Origin of the sequence: Vibrio splendidus (assembly GCF_001557875.1) — a bacterium.
Classification (GTDB): domain Bacteria; phylum Pseudomonadota; class Gammaproteobacteria; order Enterobacterales; family Vibrionaceae; genus Vibrio; species Vibrio splendidus_F.
Genome location: NZ_LNRF01000001.1, coordinates 473,602 through 498,362, shown reverse-complemented (window position 1 = coordinate 498,362; position 24,761 = coordinate 473,602). Strand labels below are relative to the sequence as shown.

The 24,761-nt window shown below is 44.9% G+C and carries 23 protein-coding genes and 1 pseudogene; 11 read left to right on the top strand and 13 right to left on the bottom strand.

Going from position 1 to position 24,761, the window contains the following annotated elements; all coding sequences use genetic code 11:
- Window positions 1-6 precede the first annotated feature (6 nt).
- Both ATB74_RS02175 and ATB74_RS24365 read left to right on the top strand, forming a co-directional pair.
- Window positions 7-1,086: a hypothetical protein gene (locus ATB74_RS02175; protein ID WP_244270898.1), complete on the top strand. Its 1,080-nt coding sequence runs from the start codon at window positions 7-9 to the stop codon at window positions 1,084-1,086.
- Between the two features lie 132 nt (window positions 1,087-1,218).
- Window positions 1,219-1,311, top strand: a pseudogene (locus ATB74_RS24365) (EamA/RhaT family transporter); the annotation flags it as partial.
- A 94-nt stretch (window positions 1,312-1,405) separates the two neighbouring features.
- On the opposite strand, the gene ATB74_RS02170 reads toward ATB74_RS24365, so the two are convergent.
- Window positions 1,406-1,930, bottom strand: a complete 525-nt coding sequence (locus tag ATB74_RS02170; RefSeq protein WP_061016226.1) for a hypothetical protein — start codon at window positions 1,928-1,930, stop codon at window positions 1,406-1,408.
- Window positions 1,931-1,981: 51 nt separating this feature from the next.
- A complete protein-coding gene (locus ATB74_RS02165) occupies window positions 1,982-2,371 on the bottom strand; it encodes a VOC family protein (RefSeq protein ID WP_061016224.1) in 390 nt (129 codons plus the stop codon).
- A 196-nt stretch (window positions 2,372-2,567) separates the two neighbouring features.
- On the opposite strand from ATB74_RS02165, the gene ATB74_RS02160 reads away from it, so the two are divergent.
- The gene (locus tag ATB74_RS02160; RefSeq protein ID WP_061016220.1) at window positions 2,568-3,464 is read left to right on the top strand and encodes a DMT family transporter; all 897 of its coding nucleotides are present in this window, start codon (window positions 2,568-2,570) and stop codon (window positions 3,462-3,464) included.
- 56 nt (window positions 3,465-3,520) lie between these two features.
- Here the strand turns inward: ATB74_RS02160 and ATB74_RS02155 are convergent, their stop codons facing one another.
- On the bottom strand, window positions 3,521-4,435 hold the full coding sequence (locus ATB74_RS02155) for a LysR family transcriptional regulator (RefSeq protein ID WP_061016218.1): 915 nt from the start codon (window positions 4,433-4,435) through the stop codon (window positions 3,521-3,523).
- Between the two features lie 189 nt (window positions 4,436-4,624).
- Between ATB74_RS02155 and ATB74_RS02150 the strand changes: the two genes are divergently transcribed.
- Window positions 4,625-6,697 (top strand): alkyl/aryl-sulfatase, encoded by a 2,073-nt coding sequence (locus ATB74_RS02150; protein WP_061016216.1) that lies wholly within the window; start codon window positions 4,625-4,627, stop codon window positions 6,695-6,697.
- Between the two features lie 309 nt (window positions 6,698-7,006).
- On the top strand, window positions 7,007-7,318 hold the full coding sequence (locus ATB74_RS02145) for a hypothetical protein (protein WP_060980697.1): 312 nt from the start codon (window positions 7,007-7,009) through the stop codon (window positions 7,316-7,318).
- Between the two features lie 510 nt (window positions 7,319-7,828).
- Here ATB74_RS02145 and ATB74_RS02140 read toward each other — a convergent pair.
- Both ATB74_RS02140 and ATB74_RS02135 read right to left on the bottom strand, forming a co-directional pair.
- Window positions 7,829-8,443 (bottom strand): short chain dehydrogenase, encoded by a 615-nt coding sequence (locus ATB74_RS02140; RefSeq protein WP_060980698.1) that lies wholly within the window; start codon window positions 8,441-8,443, stop codon window positions 7,829-7,831.
- Window positions 8,444-8,458: 15 nt separating this feature from the next.
- Window positions 8,459-9,427, bottom strand: coding sequence for a haloalkane dehalogenase (locus ATB74_RS02135; protein WP_061016214.1), 969 nt, complete (start codon window positions 9,425-9,427; stop codon window positions 8,459-8,461).
- A gap of 192 nt (window positions 9,428-9,619) precedes the next feature.
- Between ATB74_RS02135 and ATB74_RS02130 the strand changes: the two genes are divergently transcribed.
- Together ATB74_RS02130 and ATB74_RS02125 are read left to right on the top strand one after the other, a co-directional pair.
- A complete protein-coding gene (locus ATB74_RS02130; RefSeq protein WP_060980700.1) occupies window positions 9,620-10,480 on the top strand; it encodes a LysR family transcriptional regulator in 861 nt (286 codons plus the stop codon).
- 141 nt (window positions 10,481-10,621) lie between these two features.
- Entirely contained in the window at window positions 10,622-11,461 is an 840-nt protein-coding gene (locus tag ATB74_RS02125) for an SDR family NAD(P)-dependent oxidoreductase (RefSeq protein WP_061016210.1), read from the top strand.
- Between the two features lie 2 nt (window positions 11,462-11,463).
- Here ATB74_RS02125 and ATB74_RS02120 read toward each other — a convergent pair whose 3' ends face one another.
- Window positions 11,464-12,165, bottom strand: coding sequence for a lipoate--protein ligase family protein (locus ATB74_RS02120; RefSeq protein WP_061016209.1), 702 nt, complete (start codon window positions 12,163-12,165; stop codon window positions 11,464-11,466).
- Window positions 12,166-12,393: 228 nt separating this feature from the next.
- On the opposite strand from ATB74_RS02120, the gene ATB74_RS02115 reads away from it, so the two are divergent.
- The 3 genes from ATB74_RS02115 (at window position 12,394) to ATB74_RS02105 (ending at window position 15,936) form a co-directional block, all read left to right on the top strand.
- Window positions 12,394-13,293 carry a homocysteine S-methyltransferase family protein gene (locus ATB74_RS02115; protein WP_061016207.1) on the top strand — a complete coding sequence of 300 codons (900 nt, stop codon included), beginning with the start codon at window positions 12,394-12,396 and terminating at the stop codon, window positions 13,291-13,293.
- Window positions 13,294-13,406: 113 nt separating this feature from the next.
- Complete coding sequence (locus ATB74_RS02110; protein WP_061016205.1) at window positions 13,407-14,417, top strand: Gfo/Idh/MocA family protein; 1,011 nt, start codon at window positions 13,407-13,409, stop codon at window positions 14,415-14,417.
- A 10-nt stretch (window positions 14,418-14,427) separates the two neighbouring features.
- On the top strand, window positions 14,428-15,936 hold the full coding sequence (locus tag ATB74_RS02105) for an SgrR family transcriptional regulator (RefSeq protein WP_061016203.1): 1,509 nt from the start codon (window positions 14,428-14,430) through the stop codon (window positions 15,934-15,936).
- 98 nt (window positions 15,937-16,034) lie between these two features.
- On the opposite strand, the gene ATB74_RS02100 is transcribed toward ATB74_RS02105, so the two are convergent.
- The 4 genes from ATB74_RS02100 to ATB74_RS02085 all read right to left on the bottom strand — a co-directional run bounded on the left by ATB74_RS02100 (window position 16,035) and on the right by ATB74_RS02085 (window position 20,259).
- Window positions 16,035-17,129, bottom strand: a complete 1,095-nt coding sequence (locus ATB74_RS02100; protein ID WP_060980706.1) for an HDOD domain-containing protein — start codon at window positions 17,127-17,129, stop codon at window positions 16,035-16,037.
- A 236-nt stretch (window positions 17,130-17,365) separates the two neighbouring features.
- The gene (locus ATB74_RS02095; protein WP_061016201.1) at window positions 17,366-18,421 is read right to left on the bottom strand and encodes an alcohol dehydrogenase family protein; all 1,056 of its coding nucleotides are present in this window, start codon (window positions 18,419-18,421) and stop codon (window positions 17,366-17,368) included.
- On the bottom strand, window positions 18,418-18,936 hold the full coding sequence (locus ATB74_RS02090; protein ID WP_060980708.1) for a TetR/AcrR family transcriptional regulator: 519 nt from the start codon (window positions 18,934-18,936) through the stop codon (window positions 18,418-18,420). Before ATB74_RS02090 ends, ATB74_RS02095 begins: the two co-directional genes overlap by 4 nt.
- 201 nt (window positions 18,937-19,137) lie before the next feature.
- Window positions 19,138-20,259, bottom strand: coding sequence for a multidrug effflux MFS transporter (locus ATB74_RS02085; protein ID WP_061016199.1), 1,122 nt, complete (start codon window positions 20,257-20,259; stop codon window positions 19,138-19,140).
- 97 nt (window positions 20,260-20,356) lie between these two features.
- Between ATB74_RS02085 and ATB74_RS02080 the strand changes: the two genes are divergently transcribed.
- Complete coding sequence (locus tag ATB74_RS02080) at window positions 20,357-21,130, top strand: AraC family transcriptional regulator (RefSeq protein WP_061016197.1); 774 nt, start codon at window positions 20,357-20,359, stop codon at window positions 21,128-21,130.
- A gap of 101 nt (window positions 21,131-21,231) precedes the next feature.
- On the opposite strand, the gene uxuA is transcribed toward ATB74_RS02080, so the two are convergent.
- The 3 genes from uxuA to ATB74_RS02065 all read right to left on the bottom strand — a co-directional run bounded on the left by uxuA (window position 21,232) and on the right by ATB74_RS02065 (window position 24,500).
- Window positions 21,232-22,419: a mannonate dehydratase gene (gene uxuA, locus ATB74_RS02075; RefSeq protein ID WP_017068145.1), complete on the bottom strand. Its 1,188-nt coding sequence runs from the start codon at window positions 22,417-22,419 to the stop codon at window positions 21,232-21,234.
- Between the two features lie 207 nt (window positions 22,420-22,626).
- On the bottom strand, window positions 22,627-23,409 hold the full coding sequence (locus tag ATB74_RS02070; protein WP_061016196.1) for an FCD domain-containing protein: 783 nt from the start codon (window positions 23,407-23,409) through the stop codon (window positions 22,627-22,629).
- 107 nt (window positions 23,410-23,516) lie between these two features.
- Window positions 23,517-24,500: a TRAP transporter substrate-binding protein gene (locus ATB74_RS02065; protein WP_048610341.1), complete on the bottom strand. Its 984-nt coding sequence runs from the start codon at window positions 24,498-24,500 to the stop codon at window positions 23,517-23,519.
- Window positions 24,501-24,761 lie beyond the last annotated feature (261 nt).

Here is a 24,761-nt window from a genome sequence, read left to right as displayed (position 1 = left end):
TCAACGGTGTTCAGCCTACTCAATCCACACAAGACTAGTAGCAAACTGCAACCTTTGTTAACGCTGCTCACTTCTGGCGTTTCACCTAAAGATCTTCAACGGTTATCTCAACTCAATAGCAAATTGTTCTACGCACGACTAAAACAGTTGGCTCAGTTGCTGCAACAGTTCAATCAACTGCTGATTAAAAAATATCTCAGCGAAACCGAAAGCCGCGTGTCTCTGCATACTTCAAGCTTTACGTTTTTATCGCGCTCAGGAAAAGGAAACACCCTAAAATGCTGGAACCTGTCGACCACCGATAGCCAGTATGGTTTCCATGTTTTGGACAATGACAACTTTTATCAACATGACACACGGAACAGCCCTACTGGGCTTTATTACTTAGACTTCGTTGAAGCAACTGATGAATGGTCAAGCTCTCCTTTAGCAACGGTTCAAAAGACTTACGATAAGATTTTCTCTCGAAGTAAATTTGATGAATTAGGTTACGCCCATCAAATAGAATGTCAGTCCAATGAAGGGAGTGTTCTTCGCCCCGTCTATGCAGCACACGCCCATTGGATAAGTTTGTCTAAGATATTTCCTCAACATCACAGATTCGACTTCTTTCTAGAACACGAGAGTTTCATTCGTGGTGGCGCTATCACCAACCTTACCCAAGGTATAATGGCTGGTCGTTACAACCTTTATTACCTATACACAACACCTTCGCAAAACAATGCGGAGACTGATATTGAACAAAAGAGTATTGGTTGGTGGGGAGAAAACTGGTCGACCCAAACCAAGCAATATCCAAGTGGCTATTGGGATGTCACTCTATGCGCTCTAACTGAAAGCAAAGAACCGAACCTTGAATTCAACGGCATTGAATGGCACCAAAACTACTTAAACCAGCTAGTTCAATGGCTACCAACCCAATATCAAAAGACCATCTCTTACCAGATGTCGCAGCATTGGCGTACCATATTCAACTACTTATACAACTTCACCTATAGCCAAGATAGACGCCAATGTTTCGCCGAATTTGAATTCGAATCAATTCTAGAAATAGTCACAGCACTCAACGCCTCAGCTTCCAAATAACGCTGTACAAGCCTCTTATCAAAATAATCAAATCATCATGTTTGACCCGTCTAGCAGTGTAGGCTTTAGATTTCACACTCAGACAACCATTAGGTGTGTTATGTCTATAAACCGTTCCTTTGCGTAGCCAGTGCGTATATCGCACTCTATTTTAGCTTCTTAACCGAGAGTAATATTCCATTAGCCGACGCAACGGCGCTTGGTTTTATGAAGGTGTTTTCAGTGCCATGATGCCTTTTGTAATCAAACTCAAGAAAGGTCAATAATTCATGGCTCGATTTCCCCTACCAATTCGATAGGGATAAATGGCATCCCGACATCAATGCTGCTCAAAATACTGATCATGCTGCGATTTGCCAGATTGGTTTTGAGTTCCTGGGTAGTACTGGACGAGTGTCTGATCGGCTAGTGTGAGGTGAATCCAACCCTCTTTGACTTTCAGCCAATTGGTGCCGTTGGTCTCATAGACCGCAGGAAAGGTGCCCCAACCTGACTCTGATACCTGCAGCTCTTGAAAGCGATTAATCGGGGTGAGTTTATTACTATTGAAGTCAGCATAGTAGTAAACCAACAGAGGCTCGATAGCATCGTTTGGCTTAAACGTATAACAGCTTACAGAGGCGGAAATGTGATCAAACCACTGGTAGGGTTGTGCGCCTGTTAGATCATAGACCGTACAGTCGTTAAATTGAATCGCCCACTCTTGGTGAGCTTTAAAACCGAGGTAGCCTATTGGCTGTGATGGTTCAGGCGTAGAGTCAGTCTCTGGTTCATAAACCGGTTCTGAGGTAGCACATCCCATAAGCCCAAGACTAAAAAGGAAAGTCACTGCACACTTCATCATTGTCATACCTCAGTCCCGTTTGTAGATGAGTAACCCAATTAAGTCTCTACATTAAACGGTAAGTTCCAATCGATTACCATCAGGATCGAGTACACAGCTCTCATAATAGCCATCACCCGTTCTTCTTGGGCCATCTAAGCGTTCATAACCATCTTCAACCAAACGTTGAGTCAGTTTATCAACCGCTTGTTCCGAGCCTAATGAAATCGCCATATGAATGAAGCCGGTAAATTGATCATAGAGGTCATCTTTCGATTCAGGAACCGAGTCCATTTCCATGATCTCTAGACGACTTCCTGTTTCGAAAGATAGGAAGTATGAAGAGAAACCTCTAGTTGGGTTATGGTATTTTAAGTTCGATGTCATGCCGAAATAGTCTTCATAAAATCGTTTCAACACTTCGAGTTGTTTGGTCCAAATTGCAATGTGTTCAATCTTCATTTTGTTCACCTAAGTTTGATGTCTAACGCTAGATTACTCATCTAACCAGGATCAATAAACAGAACGAAATCAATCAAATCCATTCCTATTTAAAAGCTCGAACCTATACCCACATTTGCCAATGTTAAGATCTAAGTTTGTGTAATACTTAGCTTTGATTCATAGTCGGTGTTTTACATCTTCAGAGGTTCATGCTGTGAGCTTTATAAAACTAATTATCCTCGCTGCGATATGGGGTGGTTCATTTCTTTTCATGAGAATCGCAGCCAACCCTTTGGGCCCAGCAGTCCTAATTGAAGCGCGAGTTCTGTGCGCAGCAGTCACCCTACTCTTGGTTTCTTTTTATCTGAAAAGGAAGCTCTCTTTTAATACTCATTCGCAGCACTTTTTCATTCTTGGCTTGTTTAACACCGCGCTTCCTTTTTTGTGTTTCGCTTATGCTGCTCAAACTTTGAATGCTTCAACCCTTGCGATTTTAAATTCTACGGCACCGATATGGGCGGCAATCATTGGTGCGATATGGACGAAAACCGCACTTGAAAGAAAGGTATTACTTGGATTAGGTATTGGGGTAACTGGCGTAGGCGTGTTAGTTGGTTGGGATGCGATAAACATCGGCCAAGAAGCCATTGTTCCCATTTTTGCCGCGGTAATGGCCGCATTTAGCTACGGCATCGCGTCTAATTACACTAAAACAGCACCAAAAGTTGAAGCCTTCAATAACGCCCATGGCAGCATGTGGGCAGCCGTATTACTCGTATTGCCGTTCGTCTTCTTTTTTCCGATAAGAGAAGCACCGGACCTCACAATCACAACATCGGTGATCTTGTTGGGTGCGATTTGTACCGGATTAGCGTACCTACTGTATTTCAATCTCATCTCTGAACTCGGCGCACCTTCGGCACTCTCGGTAACTTTCTTAGTCCCGGTTTTTGGTATCCTTTGGGGTAGTTTGTTCCTAGACGAAGCAATCGGCATTAATACCATTGTCGGATCTATTCTAGTTATCACTGGCACCATGTTAGTCACTGGCTTATCCCCTGTTCAGATGATTAAGAATGCGCGCCAAAACCGAAAACGAAAAGCGGAATGAGAAGATACAGAAACGGCCTCATTTAGAGGCCGCTTTTACATGCGTATCTTTTGAATTCAGCTGTTCTCAGACTTCTTCATATATTGTTGAATTTTGTTTCTCAACCACTGATGAGCTGGATTGGATTCGGTTCTTTTATGCCAAATCATGTATTGCTGCATCGGCAACACCTCAAATGGCTGCTCAAGAACTTGAAGCTGGAATCGCTCCGCAAATTGGTTTGCAAAATCACGAGAAGTACTGCCGACGCAATCAGAACCTGATACCAGCACACACATCATCATTAATGAGTCGCACTCTGAACTTACTTTTCTCTGTTTGATCGCCTTCTTGGTGAAATAGTCAGCCGTATAGAGGCGAGAACGACGCATCCGAAAAGTCACATGCTTCTCATCGTAATACTGATCTTCGGTCACGGCACCATCAATTCTTGGATGCCCCTTACGAGCAATCAATACTAACTTGTCCTCAAGCACTTGCTGATTCATATAACCATTCACTTGTGGGTAGTGGATATCGATCGCTAAGTCGGCTTGCTGCATGCTCAAACTCTGAAGAAGCTCTTCTTCGTTGTTCGGCACCATATTGAACTCAATTGAGATATTCCCCAGCGTTTCATCTTGTTCGACAAGGGGTTGAAGCTTGGTTAAACCGATCTCATTCACTAGAAGTCGGAATACATGATGCTGCTGATTATCGAATTGCTTTAAGGTACTGACAGCGCTGGTGATCCCCTCGAGTGCGGGTTCCACTCGGCTTGCCAGTTGCACCGCAGCATTAGTCGGGATGATCCCTCGCCCTTCACGAATAAACAAATCAGTATCAAGCTGAGATTGGAGTCGCTTCAAGGCTCCACTCACTCCAGGCTGAGTCATACCAAGTGATTCAGATGCCAAAGTGATCGACTTTAATCGATACACTTCCAAAAATACGCTCAGTAAATTCAGATCTAATTTTTCAACATCACTCACAGTCACTCTCCATGTTAGGTGTGCTCGCATCGAGCATACGACGAGCTGTTGGCTTCAATATGCCACTGATAAAGCAGACAACACATAACAGTTCGTGATGTGTTAAATAAAGCTTACTTTATTTTTTGCTATATGTCTTATTCCTATAATCATCTCAACGAAACAAAATTCTGAAATGAAGAGGCTCTTATGACAACTTCTCGCACGTTCAAAAATGCATCACTGTTCCTAGCTATCTCGCTCGCATTCCCTGCGGTTGCAGCCAATCATGATCACGCACACTTTAGTGAAATTGGCGACCAAGGTGGCAAAAGCGCAACCGAGATGACGACCAAAGCAAACCAAGAGTTCGCAAAAACACTTAACTTTGCCGACACTCGTGCTTTCGACAATAACAACAAGGGTCTGATTGCTAGCTTTGATCAAGAGACGGGCGACATCATTCGCAATAGCTTTAACTTCATCGACCCAAGTGTGACGAATGCAGATCAAGCACCTGATTCGGTCAACCCTTCGCTTTGGCGCCAAGCGGTATTGAACCAAGCGGCAGAAGGTTTATATGAGGTTGTTCCGGGTAAAGTTTACCAAGTTCGAGGTGCGGATTTAGCGTCTATCTCTTTCATTCGCAGTGACAACGGTTGGATCGCTTACGACGTTCTTCTTACCAAAGAAGCGGCCGCTAAATCTCTCAAATTCTTCAAGAACAATGTGCCTGATGGCGGTGAACTGCCCGTCGTTGCAATGATTTACTCTCACTCGCACGCTGATCACTTTGGTGGCGCAAGAGCAATCAAAGACGCGTACCCAGATGTAAAAGTGTACGGTTCGAAAAACATTACTAAAGAAATCGTCGACGAAAATGTATTGGCGGGTAATGCAATGTCTCGTCGTACCGCTTATCAATATGGCGCAACTCTGAACCGACACGAGCACGGTATTGTTGATGCGGCACTGTCGAAAGGTCTATCAACCGGTAGCATTACTTACGTACTGCCAGACTACGAGCTGAACCATAACGAAGAGATTGAAACTCTGGTTATCGACGGCCTAGAAATGCAATTCATGGATGCTTCAGGTACCGAAGCGGCCTCTGAAATGGTGACGTATATCCCGAGCATGAAAGCACTTTGGACAGGCGAACTGACCTACCAAGGCATGCATAACCTGTACACTCTGCGTGGTGCTAAAGTACGTGACGGCTTGAAATGGTCTAAGAAGATCAACGAGATGTTAGTCACTTGGGGTGAAGATACTGAGGTGCTGTTTGCGTCTCACTCATCGCCAATCTGGGGCGAACAAGAGATCTCTGATTACCTAAAAATGCAGCGTGACGCTTACGGTTTTACTCATAACCAAACGCTTCGCTTAGCCAACAATGGTGTGGTTCTGCAAGACATCGGCGACGAGATTTACAAGGTAATGCCAGACAGCATTCAACAGTCTTGGCACACCAACGGTTACCACGGTACTTACTCTCACAACGCTCGCGCTGTGTACAACATGTACCTTGGTTATTTCGACATGAACCCAGCTAACCTAAACCCATTACCAATCAAGCCAGAGTCAGTGAAGTTTGTTGAGTACATGGGCGGCAGCGACGCTGTGATTGAAAAAGCGCAGCAAGATTTCCAAGAAGGTGAATACCGCTTCGTTGCAACAGCACTCAATAAGGTGATTCAAGCTGAGCCAGAGAACAAAGTTGCACGTGGCTTATTGGCAGATACGTACGAGCAATTGGGTTATCAATCAGAAGGTGCAGGTTGGAGAAACATCTATCTAACGGGCGCTCAAGAACTTCGTATTGGCACTCAGCCGGGCGCACCAAAGACTGCATCTCCGGATGTGTTAGCGAACATGACCATTGAAAACCTACTCGATTACTTAGCAGTAAAAGTGGATTCTCTAAAAGCGCAAGAAACACCATTTACATTGAATATTCAGCTACCAGATGTGCAAGAGTTCTACTACGTTGAGATGTCTAACGGCAACCTGAACAACATCCAAGTATCAGAACTGCGAGATGCGGATACAACACTTATCATCAATAAGTCTGATGTGTCTGATATCGTGCTTAAGAAAACAAGCCTTGGAAAACTGTTAGAAGACGGACAAGCAGGCGTGAAAGGTGATAAGACATCGCTTAACAAACTGCTGTCTTCACTGACAGAAGCTGACACCTCTTTTGAGATTGTACCGCGTCCAAACAAAGGTGAAGAAGTTGATGCAGAGCTATACCAAGATTCAGCGGTACACGCTCATTAAACGCTCAAGCGATAAAGCGATAAAGCGATAAAGCGATAAAGCGATAAAAACTATAACAGCGTCAAACAAAGCCTAAAAAGGCAAGATGGCTAATAACGATAAAGCCTCAACCGATTCGATTGGTTGAGGCTTATTTCGTATTAAAAGTGACCAGCCACTCTTCCAACAGCATTAATTACAACATGGCACAAAATGGTAAAACCTCCGTTCCCATACTTTTTATAGTGCGTACACCAGGTACTTACCACAAAGCGGGATATAACCGCTTATATATGGCAAAAGCCGATTAATACAATGGAAGACTGAACAATGAAAAAACTGGCACTAGTAGCATTAATCACAACATCATTCACAGCCTCAGCAAGCTGGTTTAGCAGCGAACAGGATGACATATCAGAAATGATGGGAGTCATGCAGGCATGCGTATTATTCGAGCAAGTAGAAAGCACGCCGGCCTCTTACACTGACCTTTCCACACTGATTGAAAGCCGATATGACCATGAACAGATATTTAAAAGGGTGAGTGCTGAGACTTTAATCAAACTCAAACACGGCACGATGGCCACTAGCGAATGCAGAACTAATGAACAGCGCGCTCTAGAATTTTTAACGTCAATATAAAAGCCTATCGCCAATGGGAAGCTATCATTAACAATACTAGTTACAACGGCAGTAATAGTAACGACAGCAGCAACGGCTTAGGATGATCGCATAGGTTTAGGATGATCGCATAGGTTTAGGATGATCGCATAGGTTTAGGCACCCAAAATTCGACCGTTTGGGTGGTACCTAAACCGTAATTGATATGGGATATGACTTCCCCCGAATTCTCGGTGTCTCTGCTACGTACCGACTAGCAGATGATAAACAACCGAAGTGGTAGAACTTGATATCGTGGCGGAATACAAATTCAACATATCCAAATGTTGAACAGAAGTTTGTTAGTTCGTTTACTCTAAATTGAAGCTATCAGCTAAGAAAAAGTATACTTAAACTCCACAGCTCCAGTACAAAATGCCACTGAATCGAATATCTAGTCCTGTTGGAGCAGAGCAGGTAATCTAAATCCCCAAGAACTCACTAAATAGTGAACTAACTAAGTATGCTTATGCTGGGCTAGCTCTATTAAGATCAGGAGTTGACATATTTACCACCTACCGCTTGAAACACTTCACCATTTCTATTGCTACAAATAGTCGCTTGATAATAGGTGGCAACATCACTGGCAGCTATTCCGTTACTGCTATCGATACCCCACTGAACCAGGGTTTCTTTCACCATACCTGGACTCACCACATTAATGCGTTTGCCATCCTTTAACTCGAGCGCTGCCGTAGCCACAAAAGCATTGACCGCAGCAACTCCCATTGCGATAGCAGCCGTACCTGGCATTGGGTGATTAGAAGCCTGTCCCGAGGTAAGCGTAATCGAGCCCCCCTCACTTAGGTAATCCAAACCGATACGCACCAAATTCACTTGTCCCATCACTTTGTTGTTTAGAATGGTTTGATATCCGGATTCTGGCATATCCTCCAGGCTACCCATTTCACCATTACCCGCCATGCTAATAATGGCATCAACTTTTCCGACTTTCTCATAGAGAGCACTAATGGACGTCTTACTCTCAATATCTACCGTATAATCACCCCAGCTATGTCCAACTGCTATTACCGAATGTTCTTGTTGTAAAAGACTGACGACCGCCTTGCCAATAACACCATTTGCCCCAATTGCTAGAATTTTCATATTGTCTCCGATTACTTAATAGTTCGTTTTTTCTAACCAGCTGATCACGTTTTCTGCCAACTGCTGAGATTGGTCTTCTTGCAAAAAGTGGGATGCATTTTCAATAGTGATGTGGGGTTGTCCTTTCGCACCACTAAAGTTCGCCTGAAATTTCTTGTCGTAGCCTTGATCAGCTAAGAATGGGTCTTTGTCACTAAACAAGGTAAGAACGGGTTTATGCCACTGTTTGAGTTTTTTCCAGTCGGCGTTAACCTGATCGAGTTCAGATGCAACAATTTCCGGCATCTTCCTAGGTCCCGCAAAGTAATCTGCTGTTGGGAATGGAGCATCATAAGCTAGCATCTCAGCTCTACTTAATTGCCTCGTTGTTAACGTTTGAAGAATTTGGCCAATCTCTAGCTGATCAGCATGCCGAAAGTAACCAGCCCAATTCCCGTAATTAATATTGTTTGCAAATTTTTCGACACTTGGCTTCCCAGCCAAAGCTGCCATCAGCTTAAGCACTTTGGGCACCATGAATTTTTCAAGTCCTGACATTTCTGCAAGTGCCGTATTGGAAACCACAAGTCGCTCTAACCACTCAGGCTCTTGTGCTAAGACTCTCAGACCAATCATCCCGCCCCAGTCCTGCATAAAAGCCGAGGCATTTTTGATCCCTAACTGACGCACAAAGCTGGTCATCCAACGTACATGGTTACCGTAAGAGTGGGCCTCGCTAGAGGCAGGCTTGTCGGACTTACCAAAGCCGATTAAATCTGGCGCAACGACCCGATACCCAGCCTCAACAAACAAAGGCACCATATGTCGGTATAAATAGCTCCACGAAGGTTGACCATGCAATAGGAATATTGTCTTTTCGTTGTCTTTACCTTCGTCGATGTAATGCATTCGCATTCCATCAATATCCATATAATTTGCCGAATATGGGTAGTCCTGTAGGTTCGTAAACGCGCTCTCTGGTGTTCTAAGGATCTGCTGATTCATATCCATTTCCTCACTGGCCTAATAATTTGACCACCCTACCTATCCAAATAGCGTCAATGTGCTCATTTGGGTATAAGTGCCCTTTAGTTAAGGGAGCTTATAATTGGGTGCGATTGATGAAGTTAACTTTATTCAATAATAACGACCGAAAAAAGCATATCTTTTCGACCTTAACGGTCATATTATTAGACCATGATTGCATTAGAACATTTACACGTTATCAACGTGATTCACCAGGAAGGCAGCTTTCGTAAGGCCAGTGAACGCCTATTCAAAGCACGCTCTGCCGTGTCTTATTCAGTAAAACAGGTTGAAGAGTATTACCAGATTGAGATCTTTACTCGTGATACCTACCGACCGGAATTGACGCGCAATGGCAAAATATTAATCAATAAAATTCAGCATTTGCTTAATGAAGCCAGTGACTTTGATATGTTTGCCCGTCAGATGAATAGTGAAGTAGAGGCTGAACTGCGCATCAGTATTAGCGCGATATTTCCCATAGACAAGGTCACGCAATTATTGGGGCGACTTAAACAAGAGTTTCCAAAAACGATTATTCATTTGGACATTGAAACCGCATCGGGAGAACGGATGTTGCTGGATGACTTGGTCGATATTGGTATCTATGGTGGCTTCATACAGGATGCAAGAGTGCAATACCGCTGCATAGACCACTGTGAACTCCCGGTCTTTATTTCGGATCGCTTTCCTTTGGCAGACAAGGACAATATCAGCCAAGTCGACCTAATAGCATACCCACAAGTCGTCGTAAAATCTTCATACAAAACAAGCCCTGATTCTGGCATCGTGAAAGATGGTATTCAGTGGTATGTCTCTGATCATAATACAAAAAAATCACTAATACGCAGCGGGCTTGGCTGGGGGCGATTACCAATGCACGATGTTGAGCAAGAAATTAAGGAAAAGAAGCTCATCCAGTTGAATACCCAAAAGACGATGGATGTGCCTGTTTATGTAGCCAAACTAAAGAGCAAAGCCTTGGGACCTGTCGGTATCGCCGTATGGAATTTCTTTAATGATTATGTGTGAAAGCAATGAAAAACCAACTTGTATATTCCTGAACTATCACTAACAAGTACGCTTCTTGCGTTGTTCCTGTGAACTACTAGAAACTTTGCGCAGTTAAACTTTGTTATAAAAGTGGCTAGTATTCTGTTTTAAGGAAGGGATATGCAAAAAATAATTCTGATCACAGGAGCCACAGATGGCATTGGTTTGGAGACCGCCAAAGCGCTGACTCAACAAGGACATCACCTTCTAATTCATGGCCGAAATCCAGCCAAGGTGAGTAAAGTCGTGGCCGCTTTATCTTGCCTTTCTAAGAGTGCAATCATCGAAAGCTACATCGCAGACTTATCGGCGCTCTCTGATGTCGATAAGCTCGCCACCCAAGTCAAAAGTAATCACAAGCGACTCGATATACTGATCAACAATGCTGGCGTATACAAGGTTTCGGAAGTCACCACCTCAGACAACCTTGATGTACGTTTTGTTGTGAACACCATTGCGCCTTATCTACTGACACAGAAGCTGCTCCCTCTTTTTGATGCGACAGGTCGTATCGTCAACCTATCTTCAGCAGCCCAATCAACCGTAGATTTAGAAGCGCTTATCAGTCCGAAAGCAGGAGAATTAGATGGCCCTATTTATGCGCAAAGCAAGTTAGCGCTCACGATGTGGTCTATCAACTTAGCTCATCAACTCGGGTCTAACGGTCCTTCGATTCTTCCCGTCAATCCGGCTTCATTTCTTGGGAGTAAATTGGTTAAAGACGCATATGGATTAGATGGCAACGACTTAGGAATTGGTGCTGATATTTTGTGTCGAGCGGCACTGTCTGATGAGTTTGCCAACGCATCAGGAAATTATTTTGATAATGATTCGGGGTTATTCAAAGACCCTCATACCGATGCATTGAATCCCGCTAAAAACCGTAAATTAGTGGAAGTTCTTAACCAGTTGCTAGGAGAAAAGTTGCACGTCGCTCCATCTAATTCTGGAAGCGCATAGTATTACGCGTACTTGATGAAAGCTTGGCTTAGCTGCTGAAAGAGAGTGTCTACATTGGGGAGAGTTGCCAAATGCGCAGACAGCGGAGTATGAACCTGCGCATCCACTACGGTTGGGTTGCCGCAAACTTGATTATAAAAGTTCACGGGGGCAACGATGTGCTCTAAATCAGCGTCTAGCAAGATACAGGCTTGCGAAAGGACGATTTGGCCGCCCCCTTGTTTAAGCAATACACGCTGCGCAGTACCCACTATTTTTTGTTTATTGATATTGAGGTTGTAGTCACCATCACAATAAGAGCCGGGGGTTGCATGGACATCCACATCGACGCCCAGCTCCTTAAAAAATCGCGTTAATACATTGCACAGATGTAGATACGCTTTTTGGATGTTGTAAGCTTCATCACGAGGCCAATGGTAAATGTGCGATAGGTTAATGATCCCCGGCAATTGAGGAACGGGAGCACCACCTGTTTTACGTGAGGTGAGTTGCCAGCCTTGTGCCGCAAGTTGCTTTCTAGACTCTACGGTCACTGGCCACTTTTTTCCTGCGGGCAAAACGAGTGTCGGCGTTTTTGCTTGCCACAGCATTAAGGCTTGTCCAATCTCACCCGCCTGAATTTGCTGCAATAATTCAGCTTCTTTTTCAAACGCACGATCAACATCAATGTGCGGGTAACGTACGAGTTTATTCGTTAACTTCAAGGTACTTCTCCTCTACAGATTGTTGTGTTCGAATTATTCACAGGCCCCAATGATTAATAATATATCTCCCAAGTCCAATACAACATAGCGCCATAGGGACAATATTTTATTATTCCAATTATACGGTACGACTTAGCTAACGCCCTTCCGTTTGGATAGCTTTAGTCAGACAAGGTTGTCTGATATGGTGGCGGCAGAACTTCAGCAATTGTTTAGATAGTATTGAATATGAAAACACTAACCATACTTGATGGCGGCATGGGCAGAGAGCTCAAAGAAATTGGCGCGCCGTTCTCGCAACCGCTTTGGAGCGCGCAAGCTCTGATTGAGGCACCCGAGTTTGTTAGCCAAGCGCACCAAAACTTTGTCGATGCAGGCGCTGAAATCATAATTACCAACAGTTATGCGTGTGTGCCTTTTCACTTAGGTGAAGAGCTCTTTGAACAAAGGGGATTTGAGCTAGCGGCACTGTCTGGCGAACTGGCAAAAGCAGTTGCTAACAATGCCCCTCACACAGTTAAAGTTGCAGGCGCGATTCCACCGCCATTTGGCAGCTACCGACCAGACTTGTTTAAGGTAGAAGAAGCGGCACCTATCATCCAAGCCCTTTACGATGCGCAAGATCCAAACATCGACCTTTGGATAGCAGAAACCATCTGTAGCCTGCAAGAGTTCGAATCCATTTATGCGGTACTTAAGCAATCAAACAAACCGTGTTACTACGCATTCAGTTTGGAAGACACCAAGGGTGATTTTGCAAACATGCGTTCTGGTGAGAGCGTAACAGACGCCATCAAACTTGCCTGCCAATCGAACGCGAAAGGCATTATGTTTAATTGCTCAGTGCCTGAAGTGATGGATCAAGCAATTATCGATGCCAAGAAAGTGATCGATGAGCTAGGCAGTGATTTAGAAATAGGTGTCTATGCCAATAACTTTGCGCCTATCAGCAGTGAACATGAAGCGAATGATATGTTTCAAGAAATGCGTGAGTTGGATGGCCAAGGTTACTTAACTTACGCCAAACGCTGGCATGCACTGGGCGCAAATATCGTCGGTGGCTGTTGTGGCATTGGGCCAAAACACATTCAAGCTTTAGCCGATTGGAAACGCTCCACACAGAGCTGATCCAGAGCTTCAACTAGAATAAAATAAATAGAGAACAGGTTGAGAAGTCTGTTCTCTATTTGTATGTGCCGCCTCTGAGTACACTGATACAAAACAACGATTTGGAGTAACTGATGAGCGACACGCAACGCAAAATTAAATGGGGTATCGCAGGGCTAGGCAATATCGCCAATCGATTCGCAACCGCAGTCACAGAGCACTGTCTACATGGTGAATTGTATGCCGTTGCTGCGAGAGACCAGACACGCGCAGCAACGTTCGCCAACAAGTTTGGTTGCGGCAAGGCTTATAGCTCTTATGAAGAGATGGCGAATGACCCAAGTGTTGAAGCGGTTTACATCGCTACGGTTCACCCATACCACCAGCCACTTGCTGAACTGTTTCTGAAGAACAATAAGCACGTATTGGTCGAGAAGCCGGCTTTCACCAACCTTACTGACTGGCTTAAGATGAAAGCCCTCGCCAAGCAAAATGGCGTGATGCTGTTAGAAGCAATGAAAACTGTGGTGTTTCCCGCGTATCGTGAGCTCCAATCATTCTTGGTCGACAACAACATTCAGATAGACTCAATCGAAGCCAGCTTTGGTAACCATCACGACTATGAGCCCGATTTGTTTATCTTCAATCCGGATTTGTCAGGTGGAGCAACACTCGATGTCGGCGTCTATGGGCTTTGGTTCTTCTACGACCTGTGTCGAACACTGGGTGTGAACCCTTCAAAACCTCAGGTAGAGATGTCATGTCTGTATGAGGGGGCGAATGTTGATACCGATGCGTGCTTTACCTTCTCTGGTGATATGAACGGCAAGATATCGGCATCAACGGTGCAAAACCTTCCCCGATCAGCACATTTGAGTGGCCTTGATACTAAGATCACCATTCACGAAAAATGGTGGAATCCGACCTTTATTGAGATTGAACATCAAGGCAACAAGTCGACCATCAACTACCGTGTGAAAGGCAATGGATTCGAGTTTGAAATCGACCATTTTTCAGAGTTAGTTCTTCAAGGCAAAACTGAATCGGATATCCTAAGCTCAGAGATAACCTCTCGAGTTCTCGATACGATGGAAAACGCACTCATTGACTCTAGCTATCCACATTTAACTCAACCTCGTCGTTAGGAAAAGCACATTGGGCAACCTTAAGCGCAAGCTTGAACTGTATGAAAAGATATTTCAGGCTTTTGGGCCTGGTGTATCACATTGTCAGATCAACCAACTGGCCACCCTGCTGCACGTAAGTGAACGTCATGTTCAGACCTTACTCAAAGCGATGACAGCGCAAGGTTGGATTGAGTGGAAAGCCAGTTCAGGCCGAAGTAAGAAGGCACAACTCACGTGTCTGGTTGAGCCCATTGATGCCTGTTACCAATACGCACAAGCCCAAGCTGACGCAGGCAACATAGAACAGGTGTTTAGCACCTTAAGCTTCAACGGCCGCAATGCTGGCGCTGAGTTGCAAGCCTTTCTAAGCAGCACCAATCCGTCGGCGCAAAATATCGCGTATATCCCTTTTCACCGAGAGCTCGAGGCTCTTCACCCTCAACGAGTTCTTAGACGTACCGAGCGTTTTTTAGTGATGCAAATTTGCCAACGCCTAACCTCAGTTAAGCATGGTCAACTCAGCGGCGATCTGGCTTATCATTGGCAGCCTAATCAAGATGCGACACAGTGGCGCTTTCAGATTCGCAATGGTGCGCAACTCCATAACGGTCGAACACTCGAACCTCAAGACATAGCACGCAACCTTAACTCGCTCTGCCAAAGCAAAATATGGTGTCGTTGTTATCAGCATATAGATGAAGTCTCTGTCTCGACTGGTAATGTGGTTGTCGTGAAATTGAATCAACCTGATTGGCATTTACCGCGCTTACTTGCCAGAGTTGAAGCCTCCGTATTTGATCACTCATCACCGACTGATAGGCTGATTGGATCTGGCGCATTCTCATTAGACATCTTCTCAAGCAAGATGTTGAGATTAAGCCGCAATAGCGCCTATTCACACAACACACCGATTCTCAATCGAGTCGAGTTGTGGGTCTACCCGGAATGGGCACAGAGTAAAGCCTGCGCTCAAAATCAGGTGTGCGTGAAACTGCCCGAAAAGACGATTACCGTGCGTGGCGATGACCATGCTTCCCTACCGGATTTCGGTTCAACGTTTTTCAAGGTTCAGAACCCAACATTAACTAAGTCAGTTCGTGAATTCACCGTTGAAGACACCTCTGAATGCCAAGCCCTTTTCGAGCATTTGTCAGTGTCTGGCGACCACAAAACCAGCGTGGAATATGGACACTACCTAACCACCAAAGACATCGCGCTATGCAGCATTATTGATGAGAACGACACCTTCACTTCGTGGTTAAGCTTTTTCACTCGCTTCCCGTTTGAGGACTTAGCGCTGCCTTCTGAGATGCTAGAGAAAATCCAACAAGGCTTAGCCGCAATAAGAAACCAGCCAAACTTTGAATTAGCGATGAATGCACTGTTGGCGCTTCGGCATTGGTTGCATGAAACTGGGATTGTGGTTGAGCTCAAGCAAGAGGCGTTCAACTTAGAGGTTTCTGAAAAGATACACGGCGCGCAAGTGAATGGCTTCGGCTGGTGTGAGCTCGACAAGCTATGGATTAGCCATTTGTAAGCGTATTTCGTAGCTGAACTGTATTTCACAACCTAGCCCAACCAAGCTGCAACCAATCATTATGTTCAGTCACAGCGCTGGTCGAATAGGCTAAGGGGTTAGCTCACTAGTGATAACTCAGACTCTTTATAGATACGCTTTGCCACTTTGAATGCCGCTGGAGATAAGAGTGTCTCTTTACATCGAGTCTTAAACTGCTCTGCTTCAATCGTTTGCTCTTCCAATAAATATTTCAGCTCACTCAAATAGTTAGCCTCAGACACTGCTCGCCCAAGTGGCGTGCATGTATAACGGCTCGACTCTTGATATCCAATCGCGGTCAACACAGACTCTGGCAGCTCCCAGAACTTAGCAATGGTGTAAGTCAGGCGAATAGAGTAGCTGTTCATCAGACGCTTCAATGCTAACGAGTTAGGCGGAACAGAAGGATCTACATGCTTGAAAGCTTCTACCATCATCTGGAAAATAATCATCTTGCCTAAGTTGCGAATTAACCCAGCAAAGTACGCCGCGGCTTGATCTTCTTGGGATGAAGAGTCTTTCATCAACTCCTTAGAAATAGACGCGGTTTGAACACTGTGATTCCAAATTTTCTCACCGAAGTGACGCCAGTAAATATTGTTCCCCGGCGTGAAGTTCTTCATGTAGCTATTCACCACCCCTTCAACAAGCCCCTGAGAACCCATATTTAGGAATGCTGTTTTTAGGTCAGTCACCTGTTTTTCACCACGCTTATAGAAAGCACTGTTAGCCAGTTTAATTACATCAGCCGCCATACTCGGCTCGCGCTCAATCACTCTTAACAATGCATCGACATCAAACTCATCGCTCTGTAATTCTGCCATTAATGTGGTCACAGAGGCTGGCATCACTGGCAGTTCATTAAGCAAAGCTTTTGGAGAGCGAATCAAACGTTCGATCTGACAAGCGACAAAATCGCTAAACGAGTCTGACTCAGTTCGAAGGCGAGACTCTCCAAACAAATAATCAAGGAACTCACCATCATGAAGGCTAAGCGTCTTATCGACGATTAATGATGATGGTTTAGCTGACGAAGGCGGAACAAAAATTGAAGACTGAACAAAATCAGTAGCAACGGCTTGTTGTTGCTCTTTTGGGACAGGCTCAGCAAAGGATTTGTTTTTTGGATCAACAAAAGGTGAGAATAAAGCCTGCAATACCCTTTTAAACATCAATACGGCTCCTAGATGATTATCAAACAATTCGGGATATATAACGGCGGTGATTATCGCACAGTTAATTCATAAACCACACAATGATAAATGAATCATTAATTTCTCAGCTGTATAGGATCTGTTACTCAACAGGCTGCAAGACTAAACCCGCCTGTATTCTCCAGAAACGAAAAGAGCGAGCACATCACGCTTGCTCGCTCTTATATAAATCTAAACCGTGAAGCTGACTAAAACTAGCGTTCTGCCACTTCCAACACGATCTTACCGACATGCTTTTTCTTCAAGAACTCATCTTGTGCTTTATGGATATCGGCTAGCGGATAAGACTCTGCAACGATGGCGCCAATCTGCTGCTTCTCGATACGGTCGACTAGATTCTGGAATACCTGTGGTTCTAAAACCGTGCAACCAAAAAAGCTGAGATCTTTGAGATACAAAGTGCGAACATCAAGCTCAACCATCGCGCCACCAATTGCGCCAGATACGGCATAACGACCGTGTGGTTTCAGCACTTCAAGGAATTCCGGCCACTTGTCACCAGCAACCAAATCGATAACCACATTAACGCTGCTTTCACCTAGCGCTTTAACCAAATCAGCATCACGAGCAATTACTTCATCAGCGTCAAGTTCAAGTAACTGTTGGTTCTTGCTTGGGCTAGTGATGGCAATAACATAGGCGCCGCGAGCTTTTGCTAGCTGAATAGCCGCAGATCCCACACCGCCCGATGCGCCAGAGATAAGCACGCGATCACCTTCAGCCACATTCGCGCGAGTCAGCATATTCTCTGCCGTCGAATAGGAGCATGGGAAAGACGCCAGCTCAACATCCGACATGGTGCTGTTCACCGCGTAAGCATGCTTAGCTGCTACTTTGGTGTATTCAGCGAAACCACCATCGCACTCAGAACCGAAATACCATGGCTGTGGCAGATCTCGTCCGTACACTTCGGTTAAACAAGGTTCGATAAGAACACGCTCACCAATACGGTCAGCAGAGACTTCATTACCCACTGCTACGATGAAACCACACACGTCAGCACCTTGGATACGAGGGAATTTCAACGCTTCACCCGACCAACTAGCATCGTCTGAATCATCGCTTTTTGAGTACCAGCCGATTCGTGTGTTGATATCGGTATTGTTAACGCCAGCTGCCATCACTTTGATTAGCACTTCATTAGGCTCAATTTGAGGAACAGCAATGTCTTCACGGTACCCAAGCGTCTCTGCCCCACCGTGTCCTAGCATCTCTGCGCCTTTCATTGTTTTTGGTATCTCGAAATTCATACTGTTTCCTTGAGTAATTTTGTCACCATACTCTGTGCCGATGCCACTGCTTCTTCGCCTAAGACTGGCCACGCGCTTGATACGCCTTCATGAAGTAAAAACAACGGTGTCGCGAGATCCTCTCGCAGGCTCTGCTTGCCTATTAGCAAACGAACTTGTTCTTTATGCTGTGTAACCGCTTGGCTGATAAGCTCATTATCAGGAAATGCGGCCATCGCATTCATCGACATACACCCGTGCGGCGCATATTCTTCTAACCATTGTTGAAGCTTGTTGAAGATATGAGTAACCGATGCGAGCCCCTTTTCAGGCGACGTTTCCAACAAGAAATCTAGGTAACGTTGGTGTCGATATTCCAAGGCACCAACGATCATCGCTTCTTTTGAAGGGAAGTGTTTATACAAGGTTCTTAGGCTTACATCGCACGCCGTTTTCAGCTGTGCAACGCTCGGCTCAGCAAAACCTTGTTGGCTAAACGCCACCTCTAAGCTTGCTGCAATCTGTTCTCTCAACATAGTGCTCTCTTAATACCGAATACCAATCGTAGTAAATAACTGTAATTGGCATAACAATGGGTAGAATGATTGTTCTACTTACAGGGTAGAACAATCATTCTACCCCTGTCAATATCCAGATTTACAAACCAAGAAATGATAAATTCCGCGCCAAACAGGACACGGAATTTATCACTACAAATAAGAGACTTAGCGTTTAAGCTAGAGTCGACTGCGTATCGTCACCAGCACAGATAAAGCGCCGCAAAGTACCAGCACCACACCTAAATCTTGAATCATTCCCGCTAAAGCGAGCCCTGAACCGATCAAGGTGTAGTACATCAAACCAAACAGTGCGCCTGCACTTCCCGCTTGAGATTGGTAGCTGACTAATGCGCGACTCAACACATTGGGAATCGCAATACCAAACGCCATAACCACCAGCATCATCGGAAGTAAAAACCATATTGAGTGTTGTGAAAAATAGACACCCACCGCACCTAATGTTTGAAGCCCTGCTGCAATACCAATTAAAGACATTGAAGACACCTGTCGCTTCAATAATGTCTTGTTCACCAAGCTTCCTAACAGAGTCCCGAATCCAAGCACAATGCCGCTGTAGCCAAACTGCTCAACGCTAAATCCAAGTTGAATGAAGGCAAATGAACCCAATTGATAATAGGAAAACAGCGCAATATTGAACGACGCGACCAGCAACGCAGACATCCATATATCGCTATCTTTGACCATGTGAATACTGAGTGACTTTAACTGCAATGGCTGCTTAGATTGTTGCGTTTCAGGCAATGACCATAGGCTATGTACCAACAACGCTAACACCATAATAAACAAGGCAATAAACACATATTGATGCCCGCCTGCTTGGCTTAGTTGGCCGCCAAGAAGCAGCCCGATGATTGGGCTAATCGACAGCCCCATTCCCATGTAACCAAACACTTTAGCTAGTTCAGTACCGCTGAAAGCATCTCGCAGCATGGTTTGTGTCACCACCGAGCCCACCGCAAGCCCGAAAGCGCCAATGGCTCTGGCTACCATCAACCAAACAAAGCTATTGGTTTGCATAGCAATAAGTGCTGAACACGCGAATAAACCCAAGCCCAATAACATGGTTGGCCGGCGTCCCCATTTGTCTGCCAATATGCCCCATACCACAACACCGAGCGCAAACGCTGAGAAGTAGATCGAGAGGGTTTGCGCCGCTTGTGCGTAACTGACATCAAAGGATTTCGATATTGAATCCAGTGTCGGGCTATAGATAGTTTCTGCGATTTGAGGGAACATCAGCAATAGCACCATTTGCCATAAAGAAGGTTTTGCTTTCATCATTTTTCCAAGACCAGTGAACTTGACGAGAAGTCTAGGGGAAACTAACCTTGGCTCGTTAACAACATTAAAACCAAAAACAACAAGATTGGGACAAATGGCATTAATCAGCGAAACTATTGAGTTTGATGCAGACAGCTTACCTGCGCCCGTAATAGGGATTGCGGCAGAGCTAGGTCAGCATGATTCGGGAATACATCACCACGTAAAAGGACAGCTGCTGTATGCTCCGCAGGGTTGTATTACCTTGACCTTAGAAAACGCTATTTGTATTTTGCCGCCGACCAAAGCCGTGTGGATCCCGCCTTATACCAAACATCGCGCGCAGATGACTAATGTGGTTGCTTATCGGTCGCTCTATTTTGATAGCAGTATTTACACCTGCCCAGAAGCGATTGAAATTGTGGAAGTGAATGAGCTTTTAAAAGCCCTGATCAATAAGATGGCTTTCTGGGATTGGGACATTGCCCGCGAGCAAACCACCAATACCGCCAATCTATTCTGGGAAGAGTTTTACAGCGCTAACCAACACTCGTTTATCTTGCCGCTACCGACAGATCGCCGCTTTAAAAGCTTTTGCAAACGAGTCCGAACCGCCTCGTTTCTTGCCCCAGCCCTGTCGACATTAGCGAGCTCGGTTGGCGCAAGCACCAAGACGATTACTCGATTATTCAAAGCCGAAACAGGCATGACCTATCAAGAATGGCGTCAGCAATGGCGCTTGTTTAAAGCGATTGAACTGCTTTCAGAAAACCGACAAGTTGGTGATGTGGCACATTTGCTAGAGTTCTCGTCCAACAGTGCATTTATCGCTTTTTTCAAACAGCAAACCGGACAAACTCCGTTGGCGTTTACAAAGTTAGGGGCATGATTCTTGTTATCCAAACTCTTAGGTTTTACTTAGCTCAGATACAAAAAAAACCAGAACATGAGTTCTGGTTTTTAAAAGTATTTTAAAGCTAGATGCCGTCGTTACTTGGTATAGAAAGCGCGTTTCAATGCCATCTCTAAACCACGAACTTCAGCCAAACCTTTCAATCGACCAATCGCCGAATAACCTGGGTTAGTGGTTTTCTTCAGGTCATCCAGCATTTGATGACCGTGATCCGGACGCATTGGAATTAAGCGGTGATCGCCTACTTCTGCACGACGATTTTCTTCATCCAAAATGGCCATCACAACATTGTACATGTCCACATCACCATCTAGGTGCGCTGCTTCATGGAATGTCATTGGATTGCTCTCTTCGCGCTTAGTTGAACGCAGGTGCGTAAAGTAAATTCGGTCACCGTGCTTTTTGATCATGTTAACCAAATCGTTATCGCCACGAACACCGTATGACCCCGTACACATCGTCAAACCATTCATTTTGCTCGGTACATGCTCGGTCAACCAATCAATGTCTTCGATCGTTGAAACGATGCGAGGCAAGCCTAGAATTGGACGCGGTGGATCGTCTGGGTGAACCGCCATCTTCAAGCCATTCGCATCACAGATAGGCATCAGCTCAGCGAGGAAGTAAGACATGTGCTCACGTAGCTTGTCTTTGTCGATTCCCGCATAGCGATCTAGCTGTGCTTGAAACGCTTCTAGTGTGTAACCTTCTTCAGCGCCTGGCAGGCCAGCGATGATGTTATTGGTCAATTGCTGAATTTGCTCTGGCGTCATGTTGTTGAAGTAATCCAACGCTTGAGCTTGCTCTGATTCTGAATAGTCCGATTCTGCACCTGGGCGCTTCAAGATATGCAGCTCAAATGCCGCAAACGCGATTTGGTCAAAGCGCAGTGCGCGCGAGCCATCAGGCATTTCAAATTCTAAATCGGTACGCGTCCAGTCCAACACGGGCATGAAGTTATAACAAACCGTATCGATGCCACACTCAGCAAGGTTAGACAGAGTTTGCTTATAGTTATCAATCCACTGCTGGTAGTTACCAGTTTGAGTTTTGATCTCTTCGTGCACAGGCACGCTTTCTACAACCGACCACGTTAAACCTTTCTCTTCGATAATGGCTTTACGCTTAAGGATTTCTTCTTTTGTCCAAACTTCACCATTTGGAATATGGTGCAGTGCATTCACAATACCAGTTGCGCCCGCTTGACGAATATCGTCTAGCGAAACTTGATCATTAGGGCCGTACCAACGCCACGTTTGTTCCATGAGACTTACCTTTCTTTAAGACGCACTTAGCCGGCTCGAATTAATCAAGCTAAATGCAATAACGACTTCTTAATGGCAGCAATGACAATTACTGCCCGAGATAGCACCGGTCTACGCCGGTCTAAAGACGATTACCTATCTACAACCTAGTGATTGAATCAGCTTTCAAGAAGAACCTTGTCGCTGAATTCAACATTAGCTTCAGAACTAGCTTTCTGAGCTAAGCAGCACCACTGGGTTGGAGCTAAATAAGTAACCATCAAAGTTTGGGTCATCAATGTCTGACAGCGCTAACAAACGCTGTTTAACATTCTCAAGGTGTTGCCACATTGCGTTCTTAGCAGCGACAGGGTCTTTGCGCTGTAAGGCGGCGAGGATACGAGCGTGATCATCTAACCATTCTTCACGGTAATCTTGACCACTGATGTGAGAGTGGAGTTTATTCCACATTGGACTCTTTTCGCGTCGATCCCAGGATTGTTTCAACATATCTACCAATACAGAGTTTTGAGTGGCCTCTGCAATACACATGTGAAATCTTTCATCTCCGCTGCAATCGGTAGTGCCGCTTGCAAGCTCTTCGCGCTCGAGTTCGAGTGCAGAGCGCATCTTAATAATGTCGCCCGGAGTGACCTGAGTTGCCGCAAACTCCGCGATATTACTTTCCAGTAATTGGCGGGCCTGCAGCATCTCGAATGGACCAGCGTCATCGCTGACCACATTCTCGCGAGAATGAGTTGGAATGTTCAGGACATAAACACCCGACCCTTTTTTCACCTCAACTAAGTTTTCAAGCTCCAGCATGATGATTGCTTCACGCACTACCGTGCGACTGACGTCTAAACGTTCAGCAATATCGCGTTCTGGTGGCAACCTATCTCCGACCTTATACAGACCTTCAATCAGTTCTCTTCTTAGTACTAACCCTATCTCCTGATAAGGTCTTTTCGGCTCGAAAGGCATCATGATGATATTGTCACTTCTTTCCATTGTATTTCTCTCGCCATCATAATGACCAAATATAATTGGTCAACCTCTATATCCTAAAATGCAGTAACACCTTGTTTTTGTATTACTATTTTTTCTATATTTGCTAGTTATTCAACAGCCTGAATACGGTCAATCAATGCGCTCAATTCTGGGTCCGCTTTATCTAGCGCGTCATACATAGGTTGAACCGCGAGTGCGAACGCAGCCTTGTCTGGCTCCACAAAAGTCACGCCCATTTTCTCGGCTTTAGCACGCTCTTTTGCTTCCGATTCAGCCCACAATTTTTTCATCAATTCAGATGAATCACTTGCCGCTTTCATTAGCGCATCTTGTTGTTCTGTAGTCAGTTTATCGTATGCTTTGGTTGAGATAACCAACACATCCGGAACCATCGTGTGCTCATCTAAGCTGAAGTATTTAGACACTTCACTGTGACGGCTCAAGCTGAATGAAGGAATGTTATTTTCGGCCGCATCCACCACACCTTGCTGCAGTGCTGTGTACAACTCACCGTAAGCTAGTGGCGTTGGGTTACCGCCTAACGCTTTCACCATCGCAATTGCTGATGGGCTTGGTTGAACACGAACTTTCAAACCTTTCAGATCTTCTGGCGTGTTAATTGGCTTATTGGTATAGAAGCTACGCGCACCAGCGTCGTAGTAAGTCACACCAATAAAGCCGCTATCACGAGAAGAGTTAAGAATGTCACGGCCTACTTCACCATCAGTCACACTGTAGTAGTGTGCTTGATCGCGGAATAAGTAAGGCATGTTGAATGATGAATAAGCAGGAGAAAAAGCTTCTAGCTCAGCAGCATTACTTTTCACCATATCTAAAGCGCCGTTCTGCATCAGCTCCATAGATTCACGCTGTGTACCCAATTGAGCATCAGGGTAAATACGAATACGCACCTCACCATCCGTCAATTCACGTACTTCTTTCGCCATAAACGTCATCGCTTCATGTACTGCATGGTCACGAGGGTGGTTATGGCTCAGTTTCAATGTTGTCGCTGCATAAGCAGAAGCTGTTGCTCCAAAAGTGAAAGCAGCACCGACAACCGCACTAATCAAAGTTTTACGCGTCATCATCATTCTTATTCTCCGTGGATTGGTTATCCAAAATGTAGGGTGTTTTTTGTTATGGGCTCATATTGGGGCTCAAAAAAGGAACCGTCAAAGCTGAAATTAAAATTGATTGACCAATATCACAATAAAAACCCACAAATTGGTCAACCAAAATCATTTGTGAAGTTGCTCACGCCAACCAAAAAATGAATAGCTTATGATTCAGCCAGATTTTTGAACATCCCATCCCTACATAGAAACAATTTCTTACATTGGTAAACCAAT